Consider the following 22,531-nt stretch of genomic DNA (forward strand, 5'->3'; position numbering starts at 1 on the left):
GTTTTGTACAGCGTTCAAAACTCGCTGTACCCTCATCACAAGGAGACCCGCGATGATCGAATCCATGCAGGTGAGCCCCGAGGGGGTGAAGTCGGCGCCGGAGCGGCGGCGGCTCGCGCGGGTGCTCGGACCCGGCGCCGCGGTCCTGCTGGTGCTGTCGTGCATCACGCCCGCCTCGAGCCTGTTCATCATCGTCCCGGAGCTGTTCGCGACGCAGGGGAGCGGCGCGGTGCTGGCCGTCGTCGCCGGCTTCGCGGTCTCGGTCGCGATCGCCGCCTGCTACGCCGAGCTCGGCACCCGCACCGCCAGCTCCGGCGGTGAGTACGCGATGGTCACCCAGACCCTCGGCAGGTCGATGGGCTGGCTGACGTTCTCCCTGGCCGGCGTGCTGCTCTGGCTGATCCCGCCGATCTTCGCCCTCGGCACCGCCGACTACCTGGCCGACCTGGTGGAGCTGCCGCGGGCCGCGACCGGCGCGATCGTGATGCTCCTCTCGACCGCCACCGCGATCCTCAACATCAAGGCCAACGCCGTCGTCACGGGCACCTTCCTCGCGCTCGAGATGATCGCCGCCGTCGTCGTCACGATCCTCGGGCTCGGCCACGTCCAGCGCGGCCCGGGCGAACTGGTCTCGCCGCACGTGATCGGTGAGAACGGCCTGGAGCCCTTCACCCTGGCGATCCTCATCTCCGGTCTCGCGGTGAGCACGTTCCTGGTCAGCGGCTTCGGCACCACGGTCTACCTCTCCGAGGAGATCGTCGACCCGCGCCGCAACGTCGCCCGCGTCATCTTCTGGACCCTCGGCCTGGGCGGTCTCGTCATCCTCGTCCCCACCGTGACCACGGTCCTCGCGGTCGACGACCTCGGCGACCTCGCCTCCGGCAACTTCTCCCAGTGGGTCGCCGCCTGGGGCGGCGAGCGCGTCGCGGTCGCCGTGAACGTCGCCATCGCCATCGCGATCCTCAACGCCGTCATCGTGATGGTGCTCCAGAACGCCCGGGTCGTCTACGCCTCCGCGCGCGACCGCTCCTGGCCCGCGCCGGTCAACGGCGTCCTCACCAAGCTGCACCCCCGCTACGCCACCCCGTGGCTGGCCACCCTCGTCATCGGCATCCCCGGCGCGATCCTGGCCGGCGCCGTCGAGATCGAGGCGCTGCTCGGGGTGACCTCGGTGGTCATCTCCACGATGTACGTCGTCGTGGCGATCGCCGCGCTCCGCGCCCGTCGCCAGGGGCCTGCCGCCCAGGGCTGGCGGATGCCGCTGTGGCCGCTCCCGCCGCTGGTCGTCATCGGCGCGATCGGCTACGCGCTGGTCGGCTCCGCCCGCGTGGACGTCGTGATCACGGCCGGTGTCGTGGTCGCCGCCCTCGCCTACTACTTCCTCTACCTCGCCCGCCGCCCCGGCGAGCGGTTCCTCGTCGTCGACCCGACCGAGGAATGAGCACACCCCGCTGAACCCGTCTCCACCCGACGAATCGAACGAGAGAGAAGATCACCATGGCTCGCTACGGAACCCAGTTCGGCCCCGACATCACCTTCCTGGGTGTCGACCGGTGTGACTGGGCCGACCCCGCGACGTACGAGGGTGCCGATGTGGTCATCCTCGGTGCCCCCTTCGACGGAGGTACGTCGCACCGGTCGGGCACCCGGTTCGGCCCGCAGTTCATCCGGCAGACCTGCTATCTGGCCCACGACGGCTCGCGGCCCTCGCTGGCGATGCGGGTCGACGCGCTGAAGGACCTGCGCGTGCTCGACGCGGGTGACGTGGAGATGTTCTCCGGCGACGCCGAGCGCTCGGTGAGCGACCTGCAGGAGGCCGTCCACGCCGTGACGAGCAACGGCGCCATCCCGCTGGTGCTGGGCGGCGACCACACGATCGCCTGGCCGGACGCCGCCGGCGTCGCCCAGCACCTCGGCCAGGGACGCGTCTCGATGATCCACTTCGACGCCCATGCCGACACCGGCGACATCGAGTTCGGCTCGCTGATCGGGCACGGCCAGCCGATGCGCCGGCTCATCGAGTCCGGTGCGCTGCGCGGCGACCGGTTCCTGCAGATGGGGCTGCGCGGCTACTGGCCCGAGCCCGAGACGCTGGACTGGATGGCCGAGCAGGGCATGCGGTCCTACGAGATGACCGAGATCGTCCACCGCGGCCTGGAGGAGTGCCTCACCGAGGCGTTCACCATCGCCACCGACGAGTGCGACGGGGTCTTCCTCTCGGTCGACATCGACGTCTGCGACCCCGGCCACGCCCCCGGCACCGGCACCCCGGAGCCGGGCGGCCTGACCGCCCGCCAGCTGCTCGACTCGGTCCGGCGGATCGCCTACGAGCTGCCGGTGGTCGGGATCGACGTGGTCGAGGTCTCCCCGCCCTACGACCACGCCGACATCACCTCGTTCCTCGCCAACCGGGTCGTCCTCGAGGCGCTCTCGGGCATCGCCCGCCGCAAGCGCGACGAGGCCGACGGCACCCGCTGGGACCCGAGCCTCCCGCTGCTGGCCCAGCGCCCCGACCGGCGCCCCACCGCTACCGACACCGACACACAGGAGAACTGACATGACCACCCACGACGTGATCGTGGTCGGCGCCGGCGTGACCGGCCTGACCGCGGCCTGGAGACTGGCCCAGGCGGGCCAGGACGTGCTCGTCCTGGAGGCCCGCGACCGCGTCGGCGGCCGGCTGCGCACCGAGGCGCACGGAGCGCCCGGCGCCGAGGCCGACTTCGAGATCGGCGGCCAGTGGGTCTCGCCGGACCAGGACGCCCTCCTCGGCATCCTCGACGAGCTCGGCCTGTCGACCTACCCGCGCTTCCGCGACGGCGAGTCGCTCTACGTCGACAAGGCCGGTGCCGCGCACCGCTTCGGTGACGACCTGCCGGTGGGGGAGTCCACCGCGGCCGCCATCGCGCAGCTGACCAAGACCCTCGACGGCCTCGCTGCCGCGATGGACCCGGCCAGGCCGTGGGAGCTCGACGACGCCGCTCACCTCGACAGCGTCTCGTTCCGCGCCTGGCTCGAGCAGCAGTGCGACGACCCGGTCGCCATCGACAACATCGCCCTCTACATCGGGCCGGCGATGCTGACGAAGCCCGCCCGCTCCTTCTCCGCCCTCCAGGCCGTGCAGATGGCCGCCAGCGCGGGCTCGTTCAGCAACCTCGTCGACGCCGATGTGATCCTCGACCGCCGGGTCGTCGGTGGCCTGCAGCGGGTGCCGCTGACGCTGGCCTCGCGACTCGGTGATCGCGTCCGGCTCGGCCAGGACGTCTCGCACATCGAGTGGGACGAGGACGGCGCCGTTGTCCACGTCGGCGCCGAGATCCATGCCGCGCGCCGGCTGGTCCTCGCCGTGCCGCCGACCCTGGTCAGGCGGATCCGGTTCAGCCCCGAGCTTCCGGCCGAGCACCGGATCGCCCGCGAGCACCAGTCGTTCGGGCTGGTCATCAAGGTGCAGGCGCAGTACGAGACGCCGTTCTGGCGTGCCGACGGGCTCAGCGGCACCGGCTTCGCGCCCTGGCAGCTGGTCCACGAGGTCTACGACAACACCCCCGAGGGCGAGTCGCGCGGCACGCTGGTCGGCTTCGTCTCCGACGAGCGCGCGGACGCGGTAGGCCGGCTCTCCGACGCCGAGCGCCGGCGCCAGGTGCTCGAGTCGCTGGCCGCCTACTTCGGGGACGCGGCGCTCGAGCCGCTCACCTTCGTGGAGAGCGACTGGCAGCACCAGGAGCTCACCGGCGGTGCGTACGGGACCAGCTTCGACCTCGGTGGCCTGACCCGCTGGGGTGCGGTGCTGCGCGAGCCGCTCGGGCCGATCGAGTTCGGCAGCAGCGACGTCGCCGGCCACGGCTTCCAGCACGTCGACGGCGGCGTACGGGTGGGCGAGGAGATCGCTCGCCGGGTCATTGCAACGTGATCGCAGCGGAGCGGTGCCTAGCCTCTGATCCGGCGCGCTCATCGTGGGGGTGAGCGCGCCAACCTCGAGAAAGGTCCCCGACTCGTATGCGCCTCCTCCTCATGGGTCCGCCGGGTGCCGGTAAGGGCACCCAGGCCACCGTCATCGCCGAGCGCTTCGCCGTCCCGGCCATCTCGACCGGCGACATCTTCCGGGCCAACGTCGCCCAGCGGACCGCGCTGGGCGTCTCGGCACAGGAGTACATGAACGCGGGCGAGTACGTGCCGGACGAGATCACCAACGCGATGGTCGCCGACCGGCTCGCCGCCGGTGACTGCGCAGGCGGGTTCCTCCTCGACGGCTACCCGCGGACCCCGCAGCAGGTCGCCGAGCTCGACGCGATCCTGGAGACCTCGGGTGTCGGGCTCGACGCCGTGGTGCTGCTCGAGGCGGACCCCGACGAGCTGGTCGGCCGGCTCCTGGCCCGGTCCCGGGAGCAGGGTCGGGCCGATGACACCGAGGCGGTCATCCGCCGGCGGCTCGAGGTGTACGCCGCCGAGACCGGGCCGCTCGCCGACGGCTATGCCGCGCGCGCCCTGCTCGCCACCGTGGACGGGCTCGGGGCGGTCGCCGAGGTCACCGAGCGGATCCTGACCGCCCTGAAGGTGCCCGCTCAGCGCACCGCGACCTCGGCGCCGTAGCGCTCGACGCAGAACGCCGAGAGCCGCTCGGCCAGGCCGGCGAGCGCCTCGGCGGCGTGGTGCTGCGGGTCCCACGCGGCGTACAGCCGGATCCGCACCCGCCCCGCCGGCGCGTCGATGTGCAGGGGCACCAGGCCGAAGCGCGGGTCGTCGGAGACCACCGCGATCCCGCGGCCGGAGGCGGCGAGCGCCTGCGCGACCTGGGCGTTGGAAACCTCGAGGACGTCGCCGTAGCCCACGGCGGCGTCCTCGGCCGCCGCGTCCAGGATCGGCCGCGGCCGCAGGTCGTCGGTGAGGAGCACGAGCGGCCGCGTCACCAGGTCGCGTACGTCCACGGACCCCCGCCCCGCCCACGGGTCGCCGGGCCGGACGTAGGCCCACACCGGCAGCACGGCGAGGGCGCGCGAGGCCAGGGACCGGGCCGGCGGCCGGGTGACGATCGCCAGGTCCGCGCCGGCGCGGACGGCCGCGACCGCCCCGCGCGGGTCGAGCTCGCGGACCATGGCGACCGGGTCCTCGGGCCCGAGCGTCGCCAGGAACGGCGCGAGCACGTCGGTGAGCGTCGTCGACGGCACGGCGAGATGCAGCTCGTCGAGCCGGCCCGAGGCGAGCACGCCGACCGCGCGCTCGAGGTCCTCGGCGTGCGTGAGCAGGTCGCGGGCGCGGGGGAGGAGGTCCTCGGCCGTCCGGGTGAGCCGCAGCCGCCGCCCCTCTCGGGCGAACAGCGGCACGCCCAGGTTGGTCTCGAGCTGGCGCAGCTGCCGGGACAGCACCGGTTGGGTCACGTGCAGCACCTCGGCGGCCTGCGTCGCGGACCCGGCGTCAGCGGTGGCGACGAAGTAGCGCAGCAGTCGCAGATCCATGCTCATGGGGCATGATTGTAGTAGTCAAAAGGTCTTGGACGACATGTGTCGCCGAGGCTCATGCTGATCCCATGACCGAGCCGCTCGACCAGTCCCTCGAACAGTCCCGTCTCCTGCGTACGCCGCTTCCCGGCCCGCGCTCCCAGGAGCTCATGGCCCGCAAGGTCGCGGCCGTGAGCCAGGGCGTGGCCACGACCATGCCCGTCTTCGCCGCGCGCGCGTCCGGCGGGATCGTCGAGGACGTCGACGGCAACCGCTTCATCGATCTCGGCTCCGGCATCGCGGTGACCACCGTCGGCTCCAGCGCCGCCCGGGTGGTCGACGCTGTCTCGGAGCAGGTCGCGGCCTTCACCCACACCTGCTTCATGGTCACCCCCTACGAGGGCTACGTGGCCGTCGCCGAGCAGCTCGCCCGGCTCACCCCCGGCGACCACGAGAAGCGCACCGCCCTGTTCAACTCCGGTTCCGAGGCCGTCGAGAACGCGGTCAAGATCGCTCGCTCGTTCACCGGGAAGGACGCGGTCGTGGTCTTCGACCACGCCTACCACGGGCGCACCAACCTCACCATGGCGATGACCGCCAAGAACATGCCCTACAAGCACGGCTTCGGTCCGTTCGCCGGCGAGGTCTACCGGGCCCCGATGTCCTACCCGTTCCGCGACGCCGACGAGATCGACGGCAAGCTGGCGGCGGCCCGGGCGACGTCCCTGATCGAGACCCAGGTCGGCGCCGACAACCTCGCCGCGATCGTGATCGAGCCGGTCCAGGGCGAGGGTGGCTTCATCGTCCCCGCCCCCGGGTTCCTCTCCGCCCTCGCCGACTGGTGCCGTGCCAACGACGTGCTCTTCGTGGCCGACGAGGTGCAGTCCGGCTTCGGCCGCACCGGCACCTGGTTCGCCGTCGAGCACGACGGCGTCGTGCCGGACCTGGTCGTCAGCGCCAAGGGCATCGCCGGCGGCCTGCCGCTCTCCGCGGTGACCGGCCGCGCCGAGGTCATGGACGCCGTCCACCCCGGCGGCCTGGGCGGCACCTACGGCGGCAACCCGCTCGCCACCGCCGCCGCACTGGCCGTGATCGAGACCATCGAGGCCGAGGACCTGCTCACCCGGGCGCGCGAGATCGAGGCGCGCCTGCTGGGCAGGCTCGGTGAGCTGCAGAAGACCGACCCGCGCATCGGTGACGTCCGCGGCCGGGGCGCGATGATCGCCGCCGAGTTCGTCGACCCGGCCACCGGCGACCCCGACGGTGCGGTCGCCAAGGCCGTCGCCGCCTACGCTCACAGCCAGGGTGTCATCACCCTGACCTGTGGCACCTGGGGCAACGTCATCCGCTTCCTGCCCCCGCTGAGCATCTCCGACGAGCTGCTCGACGAGGCCCTGGACGTACTCACGACCGCACTGGAGGAGACCAAGTGACCACGAGCACCGAGCCTGTGCAGACCGGCTACCTCGACGCCCTCGAGCCCGGCAGCGGCATCCTCGTCGGGGGCAGGTGGCGCCCGGGCGCCGCCGGCGTCTTCGCGGTCGAGAACCCCGCGACCCGTGAGCACGTCGCCGACGTCGCCGACGGCACCGCCGAGGACGCCACCGCGGCCGTCGACGCTGCGGCCGCGGCGCTCCCGGCCTGGTCGGCGCTGCCGCCCCGCACCCCCAGCGACCTGCTCAACCGGGTCCGCGACCTGATGCTGCGCGACGCCGACGAGCTCGCCGCGCTGATCGCCCTCGAGAACGGCAAGTCCCTCGCCGACGCCCGCGGCGAGGTCGTCTACGCCGCCGAGTTCTTCCGCTGGTACGCCGAGGAGGCCGTGCGACCGCACGGCGACTTCGGTGCCTCGCCGGCCGGCGGCACCCGCACCATCGTCACGCACAAGCCGGTGGGCGTGGCCGCCCTGGTGACGCCGTGGAACTTCCCGGCGGCGATGGCCACCCGCAAGATCGCGCCGGCCCTCGCGGCCGGCTGCACCGTCGTGCTCAAGCCCGCCGCCGAGACGCCGCTGACGGCGCTCGCGGTCGCCCGGCTGATCGCCGAGGCGGGGGTGCCGGACGGCGTCGTCAACGTCGTCCCCGGCATGGACGCACCCGGCATCGTCAGCACCTGGCTCGCCGACGCCCGGGTCCGCAAGATCTCCTTCACCGGCTCGACCGGCGTGGGCCGGGTGCTGCTGCGCCAGGCCGCCGACCGGGTCGTGAACACCTCGATGGAGCTCGGCGGCAACGCGCCGTTCGTGGTGACGTCCTCCGCGGACGTCGAGGCCGCGGTCGAGGGCGCGATGGTCGCCAAGTTCCGCAACGGCGGACAGGCCTGCACCGCGGCCAACCGGCTCTACGTCCACGCCGACGTCGCCGAGGAGTTCACCGCCCGCCTCGGCGCCGCCGTGGAGGCACTGAAGGTCGGTCCCGCCGAGCAGGGCAGCGACATCGGCCCGCTCATCTCCGCCAAGGCCTACGCCACCGTCACCGACCTCGTTGACGCCGCCGTGGCCGCGGGCGCCGTGGTCGCCCACCGCGCCGAGGTCCCCGCCTCGGAGGGCTACTTCTACGCGCCCACGGTCCTGACCGGCGTACCGGCCGACTCGCCGCTGCTGCGCGAGGAGATCTTCGGGCCGGTGGCCCCGATCGTGGCCTGGAACGACACCGAGGAGCTGCTCGCCGCCGTCAACGAGACCGAGTTCGGCCTGGCGGCGTACGTCTTCGGCGAGCTGGGCGAGGCGCTGCACGTGGCCGAGCGGATCGACGCCGGGATGGTCGGCGTCAACCGCGGTCTGGTCTCCGACCCGTCGGCTCCGTTCGGCGGCGTGAAGCAGAGCGGCATCGGGCGCGAGGGCGCGCGGGCCGGGCTGGAGGAGTACCTCGAGACGCAGTACCTCAGCGTCGCCTGGTGAGGGCGCCGTTGGTGATTGGCATCACGCAGGCTCGATCCACGATGATGTGACCCAGGCCACCCGCACACCCTGCGGGTGGTTCCTCGGGACTGCCTCACCCGGCGGTCCCGGCAATTGCTCCAGACGGACCACCAGTGCCGCCCGGCAGATTGAGGAGTCACCCCTATGACCGCAGTTTTCGAGCCTGGGACATCGTTCGAGGCCTACGACCTGGCCGACCGCTACCGCGTCGGAGCCGGCCCCGTGCTGCTGACCGGGATCCAGGCGATCGCGCGGATGCTCGTCGAGCAGCGCGCCCTGGACCAGCGCCGCGGACTGCGGACCGGCACCTTCATCTCCGGCTACCCGGGCAGCCCGCTCGGCGGTCTCGACCAGCTCCTGCTGGGCCTGCCGAAGGAGATGGCCGACAACGACATCACCGTCGTCCCCGGCCTCAACGAGGAGCTCGCCGCGACCGCCGTGTGGGGCTCGCAGTCGGCGGTCACCCTCGACACCGAGCGCTACGACGGCGTCACCGGGGTCTGGTACGGCAAGGGTCCCGGCGTCGACCGGGCGCTGGACGCGATGCGCCACGCCAACATGTACGGCGCGCACCCCAGCGGCGGCATGCTGATGCTGGTCGGCGACGACCCGGCCGCGAAGTCCTCCACCGTGCCCGCGGTCAGCGAGCGGACCCTGGCGAGCCTCGGCATCCCGGTGCTCTTCCCGCGCAACGCCTCCGAGATCGTCGAGTACGGCATGGAGGGCATCGCCCTCTCCCGCGCCTCCGGCTGCGTCGTCGCGCTCAAGATCGTCGCCGACGTCGCCGACGGCGCCTGGGTGGTCAACCCCGAGATCGGCGTCCTGGACCCGGTCACCCCGAAGACCCAGTGGGACGGCGTCCCCTACACCTACGAGCCGACCAAGATCGAGCTCTTCCCCGACCGGATCGTCGGCGCCGAGGCGAAGCTCTACGGCCCCCGGATGAACGTCGTCAAGGCGTACGCCGCCGAGAACCACCTCAACCGGATCGAGGTCAAGGCACCCGACGCCAAGGTCGGCATCGTGGCCTCCGGCTCCTGCTACGACTCGATGCGCCAGGGTCTGAAGGACCTCGGCCTCGACCACGACGAGCTGATGGCCGCCGGCATCCGGGTGCTGCGCCTGGGCATGATGTGGCCGGTCGAGCCGACCATCGTGGAGGCCTTCGCGGAGGGGCTCGAGGAGATCGTCGTCGTCGAGGACAAGACCTCCTTCATCGAGCAGGGCATCCGCGAGATCCTCTACGGCGAGCCGTCGGCCCCCGTCATCATCGGCAAGAAGGACCGCGCCGGTGTCCCGCTGGTGCCGCTCGACGGCGAGCTGACCGCCGGCCGCCTGCTCGCGCCGCTGCGCCGCGCGCTGAAGGGCCGCGCCGAGCTGAAGCCCGCCGGTCCGGTCCGGATCGACCTGCCGCTGCTCTCGACCTCGCGTACGCCGTACTTCTGCTCCGGCTGCCCGCACAACCGCTCGACCGCGCTCCCGGAGGGGAGCCTGGGTGGCGGCGGCATCGGCTGCCACACCCTGGTGACCGCCTCGCAGCGTGAGGACAGCGCCGTCGTCGGCATCACCCAGATGGGCGGCGAGGGCTCGCAGTGGATCGGGCAGGCGCCCTACAGCCACGCCGGCCACACCTTCCAGAACGTCGGTGACGGCACCTTCTTCCACTCCGCGCAGCTGGCCATCCAGGCGTGCGTGGCAGCGAACGTCAACATCACCTACAAGCTGCTCCACAACGACGTCGTCGCGATGACCGGTGCCCAGAAGCGGCAGGGCGAGGTCGCGATGGCGCAGCTGACCCACAAGCTGATGAACGAGGGCGTCAAGGCGATCATCGTCGTCGCCGACGAGCCGAAGCGCTACCGCCGCGCCCACTTCCCCGCAGGCGTACGCCTGTGGCACCGCGACCGCCTCGACGACGCCCAGCGGGAGCTGCGTGAGGTCGAGGGTGTGACCGTGCTGATCTACGACCAGCACTGCGCCGCCGACGCGCGCCGTCAGCGCAAGCGCGGCACGATCGAGGCCCGCAACACCCGGATCGTGATCAACGAGGCCGTCTGCGAGGGCTGCGGCGACTGCGGCGTGAAGTCCAACTGCCTCTCCGTGCAGCCGGTCGAGACCGAGCTGGGCCGCAAGACCCGCATCGACCAGACCTCCTGCAACACCGACTACACCTGCGTCGAGGGGGAGTGCCCCTCGTTCATGGCCGTCGAGACCGACCCGAGCGCCAAGAAGGCCAAGAAGTCCACGCCGACGCCGCCCGAGGTGGCCGACCCGGGCTACGGCGAGCTGGAGCGGACCTACGGCGTCTTCATGGCCGGCATCGGCGGCACCGGGATCGTGACGGTCAACCAGGTGCTGGCGACCGCCGCACTGCGCGCGGGCTTTGGGGTGGAGTCGCTCGACCAGGTCGGGATGAGCCAGAAGGCGGGCCCGGTGACGGCTCACCTGCGCTTCGGCCCGGGCCAGATCGACCCCTCCAACCGGGTCACCCCGGGTTCGGCCGACGCGCTGCTCGGCTTCGACCTGCTCACCCTGGCCGAGGGCAAGAACCTCGCCTACGGCGACCCGGCACGCACCCGCGCGGTCGTGTCGACGTCGAAGACGCCGACCGGCCCGATGGTCTACGACAAGGACATCGCCTACCCGGCCGACGACGAGCTGCTCACCCGGGTGAACGGCACGACGTCCTCGCTGCGTGCCTTCGACGCGCTCTCCGCCGCGGACACGCTCTTCGGCAACACCGCCGCGGCCAACTTCCTCCTGGTCGGCGCCGCCTACCAGGCCGGCGCGCTCCCGATCCCCGCCGAGGCGATCGAGGAGGCCATCGGCATCAACGGGGTCGCGGTCAGCGCCAACGTCGCCGCGTTCCGCTGGGGTCGTGCCTCGGTCGCCGCGCCGGAGGAGTTCGCCAAGGTCACCGGCACGGCCACCGCGCCGGCCGAGCAGATCGTCGTCCCGGCCCTGGAGCAGGCGACGTTCGACGGTGAGGTCCGCCGCCTCGCGGAGTTCCGCGCCCCGCAGCTCGTCGCCTACCAGAACCAGCAGACCGCCCGCGACTACGTCGAGGTCGTCGACCGGATCTGGAACGCCGAGCGCGCGGTGACCGGGGACACCCGCTTCTCCGAGGCGGTCGCCCGCTACCTGTTCAAGCTCACCGCCTACAAGGACGAGTACGAGGTCGCCCGGCTGCTCACCGCCCCGGCCGCCCTCGACGGGGTCCGTGCCGAGGTCCAGGGCAAGATCAGCTTCAAGCTCTCCCCGCCGGTCTTCGGCGCGCTCCTCAAGGGCCGCAAGATGACCTTCGGGCCGCGCACCCACGTCGTGCTCCGCCTGCTGGCGACCCTGAAGTTCCTGCGCGGCACGTTCCTCGACCCGTTCGGTCAGGCCCACGTGCGCCGCACCGAGCGCGCCCTGCTCGCGCACTACACCGCGCTCGTCACCGGCCTCGCCGCCGACCTCACCGAGGAGTCCTACGCCCGGGCCGTCCGCATCGCGGAGCTCCCGGACATGGTGCGTGGCTACGAGAACGTGAAGCTGCGCAACGTCGAGGCCTACCGCGAGGCGCTCGCCGCCGAGGGGATCGACCTGACGGTCTAGACCACGCCGAGTGTGTCTGCCAGCCTCGACTGCGCCCCGGCGCTGTCGAGGCTGGCCTCCACCCGGCCGACGTTGCCGGCCGAGGGGTAGGCGAAGAGGGCCATCAGGAGCACCGAGATGGCCGCGCCGACGAGGTACGCCACCACCTGGCCCTCGGTGAGGATGAACGCGAGCGCGAGCGAGACGAGCGCGACCAGCTCGCTGAGCACGAGCCGGAGGATCAGCGACATCTGGTGCTTCTGCAGCGCCTCGCCCTTCGCCTTCTCCGGGTCGGTGCCCGGGGTGATCGGAGCGACCCGGAACCCGATCGTCGAGAGGATCAGGGCGATGACGACCCCGGCCACGACCTGACCCCCGATGACGTACGTCGACGGCAGCGCCAGGTCGGCGTCGGGGACGCTGAGGTAGACGACCACTCCCAGCACCACGACCATGCTCATGAACGCGAGCGCCATCATCTGGGCTGAACGCAGGGCGGGTGTGGGCATCTGAGACTCCTCGTCGACGGGTGATGTGGGACGCAACCTAGCGGATGCCGAGGCCCGGGATGCGGATCGCACCCCGGGCCACGGTGAACCGGCTCAGCCCCGCCAGGTGATCAGGGCGTCGAGCGCCTCGATCCGGTCCCCGGAGACCAGCAGCGGGTTGACCTCGAGCGACTCGAGGTCGTCGCCGAGAGCGACGGCGATCGCGCCGATCCTGGCGACCACGGCGGCGAGCGCGTCCAGGTCGACGGGAGCCTGGCCGCGGGCACCCCGGAGGACGGCGGCGCTGCGCAGCGACTCGACCGCCTGCCGGGCCTCGGCCTGTGAGACCGGCAGCAGGCGGAGCTGGGAGTCGCCGAGGATCTCGACCCAGATGCCACCCATCGCCACCGCCAGGGTGAGCCCCCACGACGGATCGCGGACGACACCGACGAGCAGCTCCGTACCTCCCGAGCGCATCGGCTGGACGACCGTCGTGGTGCCGTCGTGGCCAGCCTTCGCGAGGGAGTCGGCGATCCGTGCCGCCGCGGTGCGGACCGACTCGGCGTCCTGGAGGCCGAGCTCCACGCCGCCGAGGTCGCTCTTGTGCTCCAGGTCGTCGGCGGCCGCCTTCAGCACCACCGGGAAGCCGACCTCCTCGGCGTGGCGCGCGGCCTCCTCGGGGGAGGTGGCCACCCGGGACGGCACCATCGGGATGCCGTGGGCCGCCAGGAACGCCGATGCATGACGCTCGGTCCACGTGCCGGTGCGCGGTGGCAGCCCGTCCGCCCCCGTCACCTCGACCTCGACCGGCGCGTCCTCGCCGGCCTGATGACGCCGGTAGGTCTGCGACCAGCGGACCGCGTGGCCCAGGGCCGTCATCCCGTGCTCGATGCCACCCGCGATCTGCGGGTAGCCCGCCGCCTCCCGAAGGGCCCGTCCGGTCTCGCTCACATCGATCAGGACGTTGCCCACGATCACGACCGGCTTGGGCGAGGAGCGGATCACCCCGCCCGTGTGCCGGTAGGTCTCCACCGCGAGGTCGAAGTCGGGTGTCGTCCGGGGCATGTCCTGGAGGAGCATGATGACGTCGACACCGGGATCGGCGGCGACGACGTCGAGCGCCTTCGACATCAGCTGCCGGTCGAGCAGCACGTAGCCGGTGACGTCGAGCGGGTTGTTGGGCGTGGCGAAGGGCGGCAGCACCTCGCGCAGGGCTGCCGTGGTCGCCTCGGCGAACTCCGGCAGGTCCAGGCCTTCGTCCTCGGCACGGTCGGAGATGATCTCGGAGGCGCCGCCCGAGGGGGTGACGACGCCGATCCGGTTTCCCGGCAGCGGACCGGTCTCGGCGAGCATCCCGGCGGTGACCATCAGGTCCTCCAGCGAGCCCACGCGGATCACGCCGAGCTGACGGAAGGCGGCGTCGACGGTCTTGTCGTCACCCACCAGCGCACCCGTGTGGGCCTGCGCGGTCCGGGACGCCTTGACGCTGCGGCCGATCTTGAGGGCCACGATCGGCTTGCCCGCCGCCAGCGCCCGCCGGGCGATCTCGGCGAACTCCTCGGGGTGGCGGATGCTCTCCAGGAAGAGGGCGATCACCTTGGTGTCGGGCGCCTCGACCAGCGCGTTCATCACGTCGGTCACCGACATCGCGGTCTCGTTGCCCATCGAGACCAGGAGCGAGATCCCGATGTTGCGCGCCTGGGCGAAGGCCAGCACGTTGCTGGCCAGCGCGCCGCTCTGCAGCACGACCCCGACGGAACCGCCCAGGAGCGGTGGGGGGATCGGCAGGCCGTACGGCGTGATCGAGTCGGCCGCGTTGATGAACCCGTTCCCGTTCGGCCCGAGCACGGTGAGGTCGTGCCTGCGGGCGATGTCGGCGACCTCCTGCTCGCGGATCGCGCCCTCCCCGCCGACCTCGCCGTAGCCGGCGGTGAGGATGACGTAGTTGCGGATGCCGCGGGCCGCACCCTCCTCCAGGACCAGCGGTACGACCTCGATCGGCGTCATGACGTAGGCGAGGTCGACCGGTCCCGGGATGGCGGAGAGGCTGCGGTGGGTCTCGACACCGTGGACGACAGGCGTCTTGGGGTTCACCAGGTGCACGTCACCGGAGAAGCCGTGCTGGAGAAGGTTGTTGTAGGTGCTCAGCGACCAGCCCGACTTGTCGGTCGCCCCCACGAGGGCGACCGACTTCGGCCGGAAGAACTCCTGCAGTCGGTCGGCGTCGAGGGTGCTCATGCCAACGACGCTCCCACCTTGACGTTGCCCTTGAGCAGGTTTCGGGCGATCGTACGGCGCTGGATCTCGTCGGTGCCCTCGAAGATGCGGAGCAGACGCAGCTCGCGGTACCAGCGCTCGAGCGGGAGCTCCTTGGTGTAGCCCATCCCGCCGTGGATCTGGAGGACACGGTCGACGACCCGGTTGGCCATGGTGGTGCCGTACAGCTTCGCGATGGAGGAGGTGTGTCGGGCGTCCATCTTGTTCTCGACCTGCCACGCGGCGTGCAGGGTCAGCCAGCGGGCGGCCTCGAGCTCGACGGCGCTGTCGGCGATGTGGCCCTGGATGAACTGGTAGTTGGCGATCGCCTGGCCCATCGAGTGACGGTTGTTGGCGTGCTCGATCGCCATCTCGAGCATCCGCTCGGCGGCGCCGATGGCCCCGGCCGGGATCATGAAGCGACCGTTGCCGATCCACTGCATCGCCAGCTCGAAGCCCTTGCCCTCCTCGCCGAGGATGTGGTCGTTCGGGACGCGTACGTCCTGGAAGCTCAGCGCCGCCGGGCCCCACTCGCCCATGGTCGGGATGGGCGTGGACTCCCAGCCCATCGCCCGGTCGACCAGGAAGCAGGTCACGCCGCCGTCGGCTCCCTTCTCCGGGTCGGTGACGGCGAAGACCATGACGAAGTCGGCCTCGTTGCCGTTGGTGATGAAGACCTTCTCGCCGTTGATCACCCAGTCGTCGCCGTCGCGAACGGCTCTGGTCCGGATGCTGCGGGCATCGGAGCCCGCGCCGGGCTCAGTGATCGCGAAGCAGCTGCGGCGCTCGCCCTCGATGGTGGGGATGAGGTATTCCTGCTTCTGCTCCTCGGTGCCCGCGTAGAGGATGTTGTCCGCGCTGCCGCCGAAGCGGAACGGCACGAACGTGCGCCCGGCCTCGCCCGCGATGATCGCCGACATCACGGCTCCCGCGGCCATGCCGCCGTACTGCTCCGGCGTGTTGATGCCCCAGTAGCCGTACTTGCGGGCCTTGGCCTGCAGGTCCTTGAGCTGTCCCGGCTCGAGCGCAGGACGGCCGTTGCGCTCGTTGAGGAGGACCTGGTCCTCCAGTGGCATCACCTCCTTGGTGATGAACTGGCGTACGGCCTCCTTGACTGCTCGGTGCTCTTCTCCCAGCGCGAAGTCGATCATTGCCCGCTCCTTCGGTTAGAGTGAGTTTCTAGAATCGTTTTCTAGAATAGAACTATGAGAAGAGTCACGCAGTAGCGGTTCGTCGTCAAGAGGAAATCCGCATATTGTGAGAAGATCCCGGCACCACGACGAGGAGTGAACGATGGCCCTAGAGGTCGAATCGCAGCGCCCGGGAGGGCGTCGCTGGGCGAAGACCGAGGAGACGCGCCGTCAGCTCCTGGACGCCTCGCGCGAGGTCTTCGCGGAGAAGGGCTACGCGGTCGCCAGTGTCTCCGACGTCGTCGCCCGTGCCGGCTCCAGCGTCGGCAGCGTCTACCACCACTTCGGTGGCAAGGAACAGCTCTACCTCGCCCTGTGGGAGGAGTACGTCGACCGGCTGGCCGCGGCGGCGGCCGCCAGCGTGGCGAAGGCGCGCAAGAGCGGCATCGAGGCCCCGCTCGACCAGTTCGAGGCAGGTGCGCTGGCCTACCTCGACGCGGTCTGGGAGGACCGCGAGCTGCTGCCCGTCTTCTACGCCGGCGACGGTCCGCCGGGGTTCGAGATGATGCGCCGCCGCCGCAACATCGAGTGGATCCGCCGCAACCTGCAGGTGCTCGGTCTCGGTGTCAGCGACGAGAACCAGCTGCTCGGCGCCATCCTGACCGCGCTCATCGGTGAGGCGGCCCGGATGACGGCCGCGTGCGAGACCAAGCGCCAGGCGCGACGGGTGTCTCGGCACGCGATCGCGCTGGCTCAGCGGCTTTTCGTCGGGGAGGTCGCCGAGCCCGCGGCTCAGGTGGCCGAGTAGCTCCCGAGCGGTCGACGGTCAGCGCCATGTGGTCAGCCCGCGGTCGATGACCACCGTGCCGTCCTCCTTCCGAGTCTGGAAGGCGGTCGTCGCCGCATCGACGCGCCACATCGCGACCCGCAGGGTCTCGCCGGGCAGGACCGGCGCGGAGAACCGGCCGGCCATCGAGGCCATCGCGTCGCCGTCGCCTCCGGCGATCGTGCCGATCAGTGCGCGGCCGGTGACCCCGTAGGTGCACAGCCCGTGCAGGATCGGGCGCTCGAAGCCGCCTCGCGCGGCGAAGCGCGGGTCCGAGTGCAGCGGGTTGCGGTCGCCGCTGAGCCGGTAGAGCAGGGCCTGCCCGGGCCAGGTCGGCATCGTCACCAGCTCGTCGGGATCGCGGTCGGGGATCGGCGAGGCGACTCTGGGCCCCGGGTCGCCCCCGAACCCGCCCTCGCCCCGGATGAACACGGAGCTGCGCGTGGTCACGACGGGTTCGCCCGTCGCCGGGTCGACCGCCTCGGCCTCGCTCGCGACCAGTGCTCCCGAGCCCTTGTCGTACATGCCGGTCACCTGGGACGTCAGCGAGACGGTCCCGTCCGCGGTCAGGGGCCGGTGCAGGACGACCTCCTGCTCGGCGTGGACCAGCAAGGCGGGGTTGAAGTCACCCATCCTCCGTCCGCCTCGCCGGGCGCCCCAGGTGACCATCACCCCGAACGTCGGCAGCACCTTCTGCTGCGGGCAGGCGTCGTCGCCGTGCTCGCTGGTGTAGCTCAGATCGGCCAGCGGATCGTCGTGCCCGGCGCCGACCCCGAGGGCGTACAGCAGCGTGTCGGCGCCGGTCCAGGACCGCTCCTCGGGCTCGGAGCGTACGCCGATGACGGACTGGTCCAGACTCATGCTTCCGGAGTCCTTCCGCTGGTGAGCGAGTTCGCCCGGGCTTCCGCGATCATGCTCGGCAGCACCACGTCGAGCTCCTCGACGGTCCACGGGCCGTCCTTCTCCTCGGTCGGGCCGGCCACCCAGCCCTCGGCCACGCTGACGTGCCCGCCGCGTACGTTGAAGACCCGGCCGGTCACCTCGCGCGCGGACGGCGAGGCCAGCCAGGCCACCACGGGGGAGACGTTCTCCGGCGCGCCCGGGTTCCACTCGCCCTCGGCCACCTGCGGCCGGTTCGGGTTGAGGTTCTCCGTCATCCGGGTCAGCGCTGCGGGTGCGATCGCGTTGACCGTGATGCCGTAGCGGCGCAGCTCCTGGGCGGCGATGACGGTCATCGCCGCGATGCCCGCCTTGGCGGCGCCGTAGTTGATCTGCCCCGGGTTGCCGTAGATCCCGGAGGAGGAGGTGGTGTTGATGATCCGGGCATCGACGTCCTCGCCGCTCTTGGAGAGCTCACGCCAGTGCTGCGCCGCCACGCTCATCGGCGCGAAGGTGCCGCGCAGATGGACCTTGATCACCGCGTCCCACTCGTCGATGGACATGTTGACCAGCATCCGGTCGCGCAGGATGCCGGCGTTGTTGACCAGTACGTCGACCCTGCCCCACTCGTTGAGCGCGTCCTGCAGCAGCTTCTGGGCGCCCTCGGGATCGCTGATGTCGCTGCCGTTGGCGATCGCCTCGCCGCCGAGTGCGCGTACCTCCTCGACGACCTGCTGCGCAGGGTCCTCGGCCTTGCCGGTGCCGTCGAGGCCGGCGCCGAGGTCGTTGACCACGACCGCGGCTCCGCGGCGGGCGAACTCGAGCGCGTGCGCGCGGCCGAGGCCGCGGCCGGCGCCGGTGATGATGACGACCTGTCGGTCGGTGCTTGCCATGGGTCTGCTCCTTCGGGTGGTGGGGATCAGCGCTGGTTGGCGAGGATCAGGGTCGCCGCGCTCATGAACATGCCGCCGTTGCCGAGCACCAGGCTGGTGCCGACCCCGTCGACCTGCGCGGCGGCCTCGCCGCGCAGCTGGCGTACGGACTCCTGGATCGCGAACATCCCGTACATGCCGGTGTGGGTGTAGGACAGGCCGCCGCCGTTGGTGTTCAGCGGCAGGCGTCCGCCGGGGGAGGTGTGCCCCTCGGCGACGAACGCACCCGACTCGCCGCGGCCGACGAAGCCCATGTCCTCCAGGCCGTAGAGCGGGACGTGCGCGAAGGCGTCGTAGATCATCAGGTGGTCGATGTCGGCGGGGGAGGTGTTCGACTCCTTGAACGCCGCCTGGCTGGACAGCGTGAACTGCCTGCAGCGGGTCATGTCCTCCATCTGCGAGATCAGCGGAGTGGTGGCCGCCTCGCCGGTGCCGAGGACGTGGACCAGCGGCTTGTCGCTCCCGTGCGCCTCGGCGAACTCGCGCGAGGCCACGACCAGCGCGCCACCCCCGTCGGTCACCAGGCAGCACATCAGCAGCGTGAACGGGTCCGCGATCATCTTGGCGCCGAGGACGTCGTCGACGCTGACCTCCTCCCGGAACATGGCCCGAGGGTTGCGGGCGGACCAGCGCCGCTGGGCGACCGCGACCTCGGCGAGCTGCTCGAGGGTGTTGTCGGTCTCGTGCAGGAACCGGCGGGCAGGCACGGTGAAGCTCGTCGGTGGGCCGGTGATCCCGTACGGCATCTCGAACTGCGCCAGCACCGAGTCGTTGGCGCGCGGGTGCGCCGGCGCGCCCACCCGGGACCGGCCGGACTCGCCATGGGTCACCAGCACGACGTCGGCGTAGCCCGCCTTGATCGCCGCCGTCGCGTGACGTACGTGGAAGAGGAAGGAGGAGCCGCCGACGCCGGTGCCGTCGACATAGGTCGGGGTGATCCCGAGGCTGTGCGCGACCTGGATCGGGCCGGGCACCGAGACCGAGGCGATGCCGTCGACCTGGTCCTTGGTCAGGTTCGCGTCCGCGAGGGCCCGGCGGGCGCCCTCGACGTGCAGCTCGAGGGTCGAGGTGGTGGGCAGCTTGCCGATGTCGGTCTCGGCGGCACCCATGATGACGACGTCGCGGCTCATCACGCGCCTCCCTTCACCGGGACGAAGACGGGCACGGCGACGTCCGTGCGCTGCTCGAAGCGCACCTCCACCGCCATGTCGAGCTCGAGGGCCTCGGGATCGGTGTCGACCAGGTTGGTCATCATCCGTGGGCCCTCCTCGAGCTCAACCACGGCGATCACGGTCGGCACCGGGAACCCCGGTGCGGGACGGTGGGAGACGACGTAGGTGTGCAGCCTGCCCTTCCCCGAGCAGGTGACCCACTCGAGGTCGGTGGAGCCGCACCGTGGGCACGAGGAGCGGGGGTAGAAGAAGATGTGGTCGCAGGGGCGGCACCTCGGCAGGTCGAGCCGGCCGGCCGCGGTGGCGTTCCAGTAGGGCTGGGTCTCCGGGGTCGCGCGCGGCGCGAACCGCGCCTGTGGGGAGAACTCGGGGGTCGTCGTCATACGGTGCTGCCTCTCTCCCGCTTCCCGAGGGCGCGAGCGTCGAGATAATGGAGGATGGCCTCGACCGAGGCCCGGGCGGCCGGACGACGCTGGTCGTCGACCTTGGCGTAGACGTGGTCGGTCACCTGCTCGCGGGGCACGCCGTCGGCGAGCAGCCCGGCGACCTGGTCGATCCGGCGCTGCCGGTCGCCGATCCGCGCCTTCAGGTACGTCGTGGGCTCGCGTACCGCCGGCCCGTGCCCCGGCAGCAGGATCCAGCCGTCGTCGACCAGGCCCGCTATCCGGGCCATCGAGCCGAGCATGTCCGCGATGGTGCCGTCGGGGTGGGAGATGTAGGGGTTGAACCGGGCCAGCACGGTGTCCCCGGTGAGCATCACGCGGCGCTCGCCGAGCGCGAAGCTCACCCCGTCGGAGGTGTGCCCGGGGGTGGTGAGGGTGCGGATCTCGGTGCTCCGGCCCAGGTCGATCCGGGTCCCGTCGGGGATGGTCCCGTGCTGGACCCGCGGCCTGATGGCGGCCTGCCAGCGTTCGGCCACCGCGTGCGCAGCCTGGGAGTGGTCACCGTGATGGTGGCTGAGGAGGATCGTCTCCACGCGGGCGCCGGCCCCGCGGACCACCTCGTCGATCCGGTCCAGGTGCTCGGGGTCGGTCGGACCGGGGTCGATGACCACGGCCCGACGTTCCCCGACGACGATCCAGGTGTTCGTGCCCTCGTACGTCCAGTGGTTGGCGTTCGGCGCGAGCAGCAGGTGGACGCCGTCGGTGACCTCCACCGGCTCCCCGGGTCGGGGCGGGGCGCCGTCGACGTCCCACATCGCGTCGATGCGGCACGAGTCGTCCCGGCGGTGCTCATCCCGGACGGGAGGGCCGCTGCTCACTCCTGCTCCATCCAGACGTCCTGGAGCTCGCGGGAGGAGTAGTCCGGGTGCGGGTGGTAGTCGTGGACCTTGCCGGAGTAGAGCGTCTGGGTGTCGTAGGCGTAGAGCGGCAGCGGGGTGGAGACGTTCTCCATGATGTAGCGCTCGATGTCCTGCAGCGCCTTCTCCCGCTGCGCCTCGTCGGTGATGACGCGCTGGGCGGCGACCATCTTGTCGAGCTCGGGGTCGTTGACCTTCGACCAGTTGCGGGTGCCGGTGCTGGTGTACTCCGAGGTGAGGTACTCGTCGGCCGTCAGCATCGGGGTCTGCAGGCCGTACATGATGTCGTACTTGGTCTCCGGCCAGGTCGAGCTGACGTAGGTGGCGTAGTCCTGCTGGTCGATGGTCAGCTTGATCCCGATCTTGGCGAGGTCCTCCTGGACCCACTGGGCCTCGCGCAGGATGGTCTCGCCGTAGCCGTCGGTGGCGATCAGCTCGGCCGAGAACCCGTCGGGGTAGCCGGCGTCGGCCAGGAGCTTCTTGGCCTTCTCGGGGTCGTACTCCAGCAGCCCGTCGACCTCGTCCTGGGGCAGTGCCCCGAAGAGGGTCGGCGAGATGGGACCGGTGAGCGTGCCGCCCGAGCGCAGGGCCTTGATCATCCCCTCCTTGTCGATCGCGTGCGCGACCGCGCGGCGGACCTCCAGCTTGCTGAACGGCCCCTTCTGGGCGTTCATGAAGACCCGGGTCTGGGTGATGCCCTTCTCCGTCCGCAGCTGCAGCCCGTCGATCTGGCTGAGGAGCTGGTCGACCTGGCGCTTCTCGGTGGAGAGCGAGGAGATCATGTCGAGCTTGCCGCTGCGCAGCGCGGCGATCTGCGCCTGGGCGTCGGGCAGGACGGTGGTCTGGATGCCGTCGAGGTGGGGGAGACCCTCGACGAAGTAGTCGGGGTTCTTCTCCAGCACGCGTTCCTGGTCGCGCTTCCAGCTCTTCAGGACGAACGGGCCGGTGCCGATCGCCTCCTCGGCCAGGTCGAACTCGCCCTTGGTGCCCTCGCAGGGAAGGATCGCCATGAACGGGTTGGCCACCGTCTGATCGAAGGCGGTGTTCGCCGCTGCGAGCGTGAAGACCACGGTGTACGGGTCGGGGGTCGCCACCTTCGTGACGCCGGCGACCAGACCGAGCTGGTGGCCGGGCAGGCTCTTGATCCGGTCGACCGTGCACCTGACGTCGGCCGAGGTGAACTCGCGGCCGTTGACCGGCGGCTTGTCGTGGAACTTCACGCCCTGACGCAGGTTGAACGTCCAGGTCTTCAGGTCCGCCGACTTCGACCACTTCTCGGCCAGGTCACCCTCGAGCTCGCTCGAGCCGTACGCGACGTCCTTGCCGGTCTTCGGCGCGACCAGCCGGCTGTAGACCGTGCCGACGGCGACGTGGGTCATGTAGGACGCCTCCTTCTGGATGTCCAGCGAGGGCGCGTCCGCGGTGGCCGCGGTGTGCAGGATGCCGCCGTCCTGGGGCGGCCCGGCGTCCTCGACGATCTTGCCTTTCCCGGCGGCGGTTCCGCCCGTGCCGCAGGCGGCGGTCAGGGCGAGGCAGGCAGCGGCCAGGGCCGCACCGGCGGTCCGGGCCTGTGATCTCGTGAGGCGAAGCATGGGATGGGACATCACGGACTCCTTG

Annotated in this window: 18 protein-coding genes; 8 read left to right on the forward strand and 10 right to left on the reverse strand. The window is 71.3% G+C overall.

Translation table 11 applies throughout. The features are described from left to right. Nucleotides 1-52: 52 nt before the first annotated feature. The 4 genes from ACZ6WN_RS26235 to ACZ6WN_RS26250 all read left to right on the forward strand — a co-directional run bounded on the left by ACZ6WN_RS26235 (nucleotide 53) and on the right by ACZ6WN_RS26250 (nucleotide 4,590). Nucleotides 53-1,441 (forward strand): APC family permease, encoded by a 1,389-nt coding sequence (locus ACZ6WN_RS26235; protein WP_465868944.1) that lies wholly within the window; start codon nucleotides 53-55, stop codon nucleotides 1,439-1,441. Nucleotides 1,442-1,497: 56 nt separating this feature from the next. Beyond that, a complete protein-coding gene (gene speB / locus ACZ6WN_RS26240) occupies nucleotides 1,498-2,556 on the forward strand; it encodes an agmatinase (protein WP_465868946.1) in 1,059 nt (352 codons plus the stop codon). Nucleotide 2,557: 1 nt separating this feature from the next. Further along, complete coding sequence (locus ACZ6WN_RS26245; RefSeq protein WP_465868948.1) at nucleotides 2,558-3,910, forward strand: flavin monoamine oxidase family protein; 1,353 nt, start codon at nucleotides 2,558-2,560, stop codon at nucleotides 3,908-3,910. 86 nt (nucleotides 3,911-3,996) lie between these two features. Further along, nucleotides 3,997-4,590, forward strand: coding sequence for an adenylate kinase (locus ACZ6WN_RS26250; RefSeq protein WP_465868950.1), 594 nt, complete (start codon nucleotides 3,997-3,999; stop codon nucleotides 4,588-4,590). Here ACZ6WN_RS26250 and ACZ6WN_RS26255 read toward each other — a convergent pair. Then, complete coding sequence (locus ACZ6WN_RS26255; protein ID WP_465868952.1) at nucleotides 4,563-5,459, reverse strand: LysR family transcriptional regulator; 897 nt, start codon at nucleotides 5,457-5,459, stop codon at nucleotides 4,563-4,565. The genes ACZ6WN_RS26250 and ACZ6WN_RS26255 overlap by 28 nt on opposite strands. 65 nt (nucleotides 5,460-5,524) lie before the next feature. Here ACZ6WN_RS26255 and gabT point away from each other — a divergent pair, with 65 nt between their 5' ends. The 3 genes from gabT to ACZ6WN_RS26270 all read left to right on the forward strand — a co-directional run bounded on the left by gabT (nucleotide 5,525) and on the right by ACZ6WN_RS26270 (nucleotide 11,952). Then, nucleotides 5,525-6,868, forward strand: a complete 1,344-nt coding sequence (gene gabT, locus ACZ6WN_RS26260) for a 4-aminobutyrate--2-oxoglutarate transaminase (RefSeq protein ID WP_465868954.1) — start codon at nucleotides 5,525-5,527, stop codon at nucleotides 6,866-6,868. Next, nucleotides 6,865-8,334 (forward strand): NAD-dependent succinate-semialdehyde dehydrogenase, encoded by a 1,470-nt coding sequence (locus tag ACZ6WN_RS26265; RefSeq protein WP_465868956.1) that lies wholly within the window; start codon nucleotides 6,865-6,867, stop codon nucleotides 8,332-8,334. The genes gabT and ACZ6WN_RS26265 overlap by 4 nt, the downstream gene beginning before the upstream one ends. A 165-nt stretch (nucleotides 8,335-8,499) precedes the next feature. Further along, nucleotides 8,500-11,952 (forward strand): indolepyruvate ferredoxin oxidoreductase family protein, encoded by a 3,453-nt coding sequence (locus ACZ6WN_RS26270; protein WP_465868958.1) that lies wholly within the window; start codon nucleotides 8,500-8,502, stop codon nucleotides 11,950-11,952. On the opposite strand, the gene ACZ6WN_RS26275 is transcribed toward ACZ6WN_RS26270, so the two are convergent. The 3 genes from ACZ6WN_RS26275 to ACZ6WN_RS26285 all read right to left on the reverse strand — a co-directional run bounded on the left by ACZ6WN_RS26275 (nucleotide 11,949) and on the right by ACZ6WN_RS26285 (nucleotide 15,826). Next, nucleotides 11,949-12,440, reverse strand: coding sequence for a hypothetical protein (locus ACZ6WN_RS26275; protein WP_465868959.1), 492 nt, complete (start codon nucleotides 12,438-12,440; stop codon nucleotides 11,949-11,951). The two genes, ACZ6WN_RS26270 and ACZ6WN_RS26275, sit on opposite strands and share 4 nt — an antisense overlap. A gap of 93 nt (nucleotides 12,441-12,533) precedes the next feature. Further along, the gene (locus ACZ6WN_RS26280; RefSeq protein WP_465868961.1) at nucleotides 12,534-14,657 is read right to left on the reverse strand and encodes an acetate--CoA ligase family protein; all 2,124 of its coding nucleotides are present in this window, start codon (nucleotides 14,655-14,657) and stop codon (nucleotides 12,534-12,536) included. Next, nucleotides 14,654-15,826, reverse strand: a complete 1,173-nt coding sequence (locus ACZ6WN_RS26285) for an acyl-CoA dehydrogenase family protein (RefSeq protein WP_465868963.1) — start codon at nucleotides 15,824-15,826, stop codon at nucleotides 14,654-14,656. The genes ACZ6WN_RS26280 and ACZ6WN_RS26285 overlap by 4 nt, the downstream gene beginning before the upstream one ends. Nucleotides 15,827-15,968: 142 nt before the next feature. Here ACZ6WN_RS26285 and ACZ6WN_RS26290 point away from each other — a divergent pair, with 142 nt between their 5' ends. Continuing rightward, nucleotides 15,969-16,613: a TetR/AcrR family transcriptional regulator gene (locus tag ACZ6WN_RS26290; protein ID WP_465868964.1), complete on the forward strand. Its 645-nt coding sequence runs from the start codon at nucleotides 15,969-15,971 to the stop codon at nucleotides 16,611-16,613. A gap of 18 nt (nucleotides 16,614-16,631) precedes the next feature. On the opposite strand, the gene ACZ6WN_RS26295 is transcribed toward ACZ6WN_RS26290, so the two are convergent. Genes ACZ6WN_RS26295 through ACZ6WN_RS26320 form a run of 6 tightly spaced genes read right to left on the reverse strand, consistent with a single transcriptional unit; the run spans nucleotide 16,632 to nucleotide 22,518 of the window. Then, nucleotides 16,632-17,492 carry a MaoC/PaaZ C-terminal domain-containing protein gene (locus ACZ6WN_RS26295; RefSeq protein ID WP_465868965.1) on the reverse strand — a complete coding sequence of 287 codons (861 nt, stop codon included), beginning with the start codon at nucleotides 17,490-17,492 and terminating at the stop codon, nucleotides 16,632-16,634. Then, nucleotides 17,489-18,403 carry an SDR family oxidoreductase gene (locus ACZ6WN_RS26300; protein ID WP_465868967.1) on the reverse strand — a complete coding sequence of 305 codons (915 nt, stop codon included), beginning with the start codon at nucleotides 18,401-18,403 and terminating at the stop codon, nucleotides 17,489-17,491. Before ACZ6WN_RS26300 ends, ACZ6WN_RS26295 begins: the two co-directional genes overlap by 4 nt. 26 nt (nucleotides 18,404-18,429) lie before the next feature. Beyond that, nucleotides 18,430-19,572: a thiolase C-terminal domain-containing protein gene (locus ACZ6WN_RS26305; protein ID WP_465868968.1), complete on the reverse strand. Its 1,143-nt coding sequence runs from the start codon at nucleotides 19,570-19,572 to the stop codon at nucleotides 18,430-18,432. Continuing rightward, nucleotides 19,572-19,997, reverse strand: coding sequence for a Zn-ribbon domain-containing OB-fold protein (locus tag ACZ6WN_RS26310; protein ID WP_465868969.1), 426 nt, complete (start codon nucleotides 19,995-19,997; stop codon nucleotides 19,572-19,574). The genes ACZ6WN_RS26305 and ACZ6WN_RS26310 overlap by 1 nt, the downstream gene beginning before the upstream one ends. After that, the gene (locus ACZ6WN_RS26315; RefSeq protein ID WP_465868971.1) at nucleotides 19,994-20,875 is read right to left on the reverse strand and encodes an MBL fold metallo-hydrolase; all 882 of its coding nucleotides are present in this window, start codon (nucleotides 20,873-20,875) and stop codon (nucleotides 19,994-19,996) included. Before ACZ6WN_RS26315 ends, ACZ6WN_RS26310 begins: the two co-directional genes overlap by 4 nt. Beyond that, nucleotides 20,872-22,518: an ABC transporter substrate-binding protein gene (locus tag ACZ6WN_RS26320; protein ID WP_465868973.1), complete on the reverse strand. Its 1,647-nt coding sequence runs from the start codon at nucleotides 22,516-22,518 to the stop codon at nucleotides 20,872-20,874. The genes ACZ6WN_RS26315 and ACZ6WN_RS26320 overlap by 4 nt, the downstream gene beginning before the upstream one ends. Nucleotides 22,519-22,531 lie beyond the last annotated feature (13 nt).

It is taken from the genome of Nocardioides sp. NPDC054178, assembly GCF_055585005.1.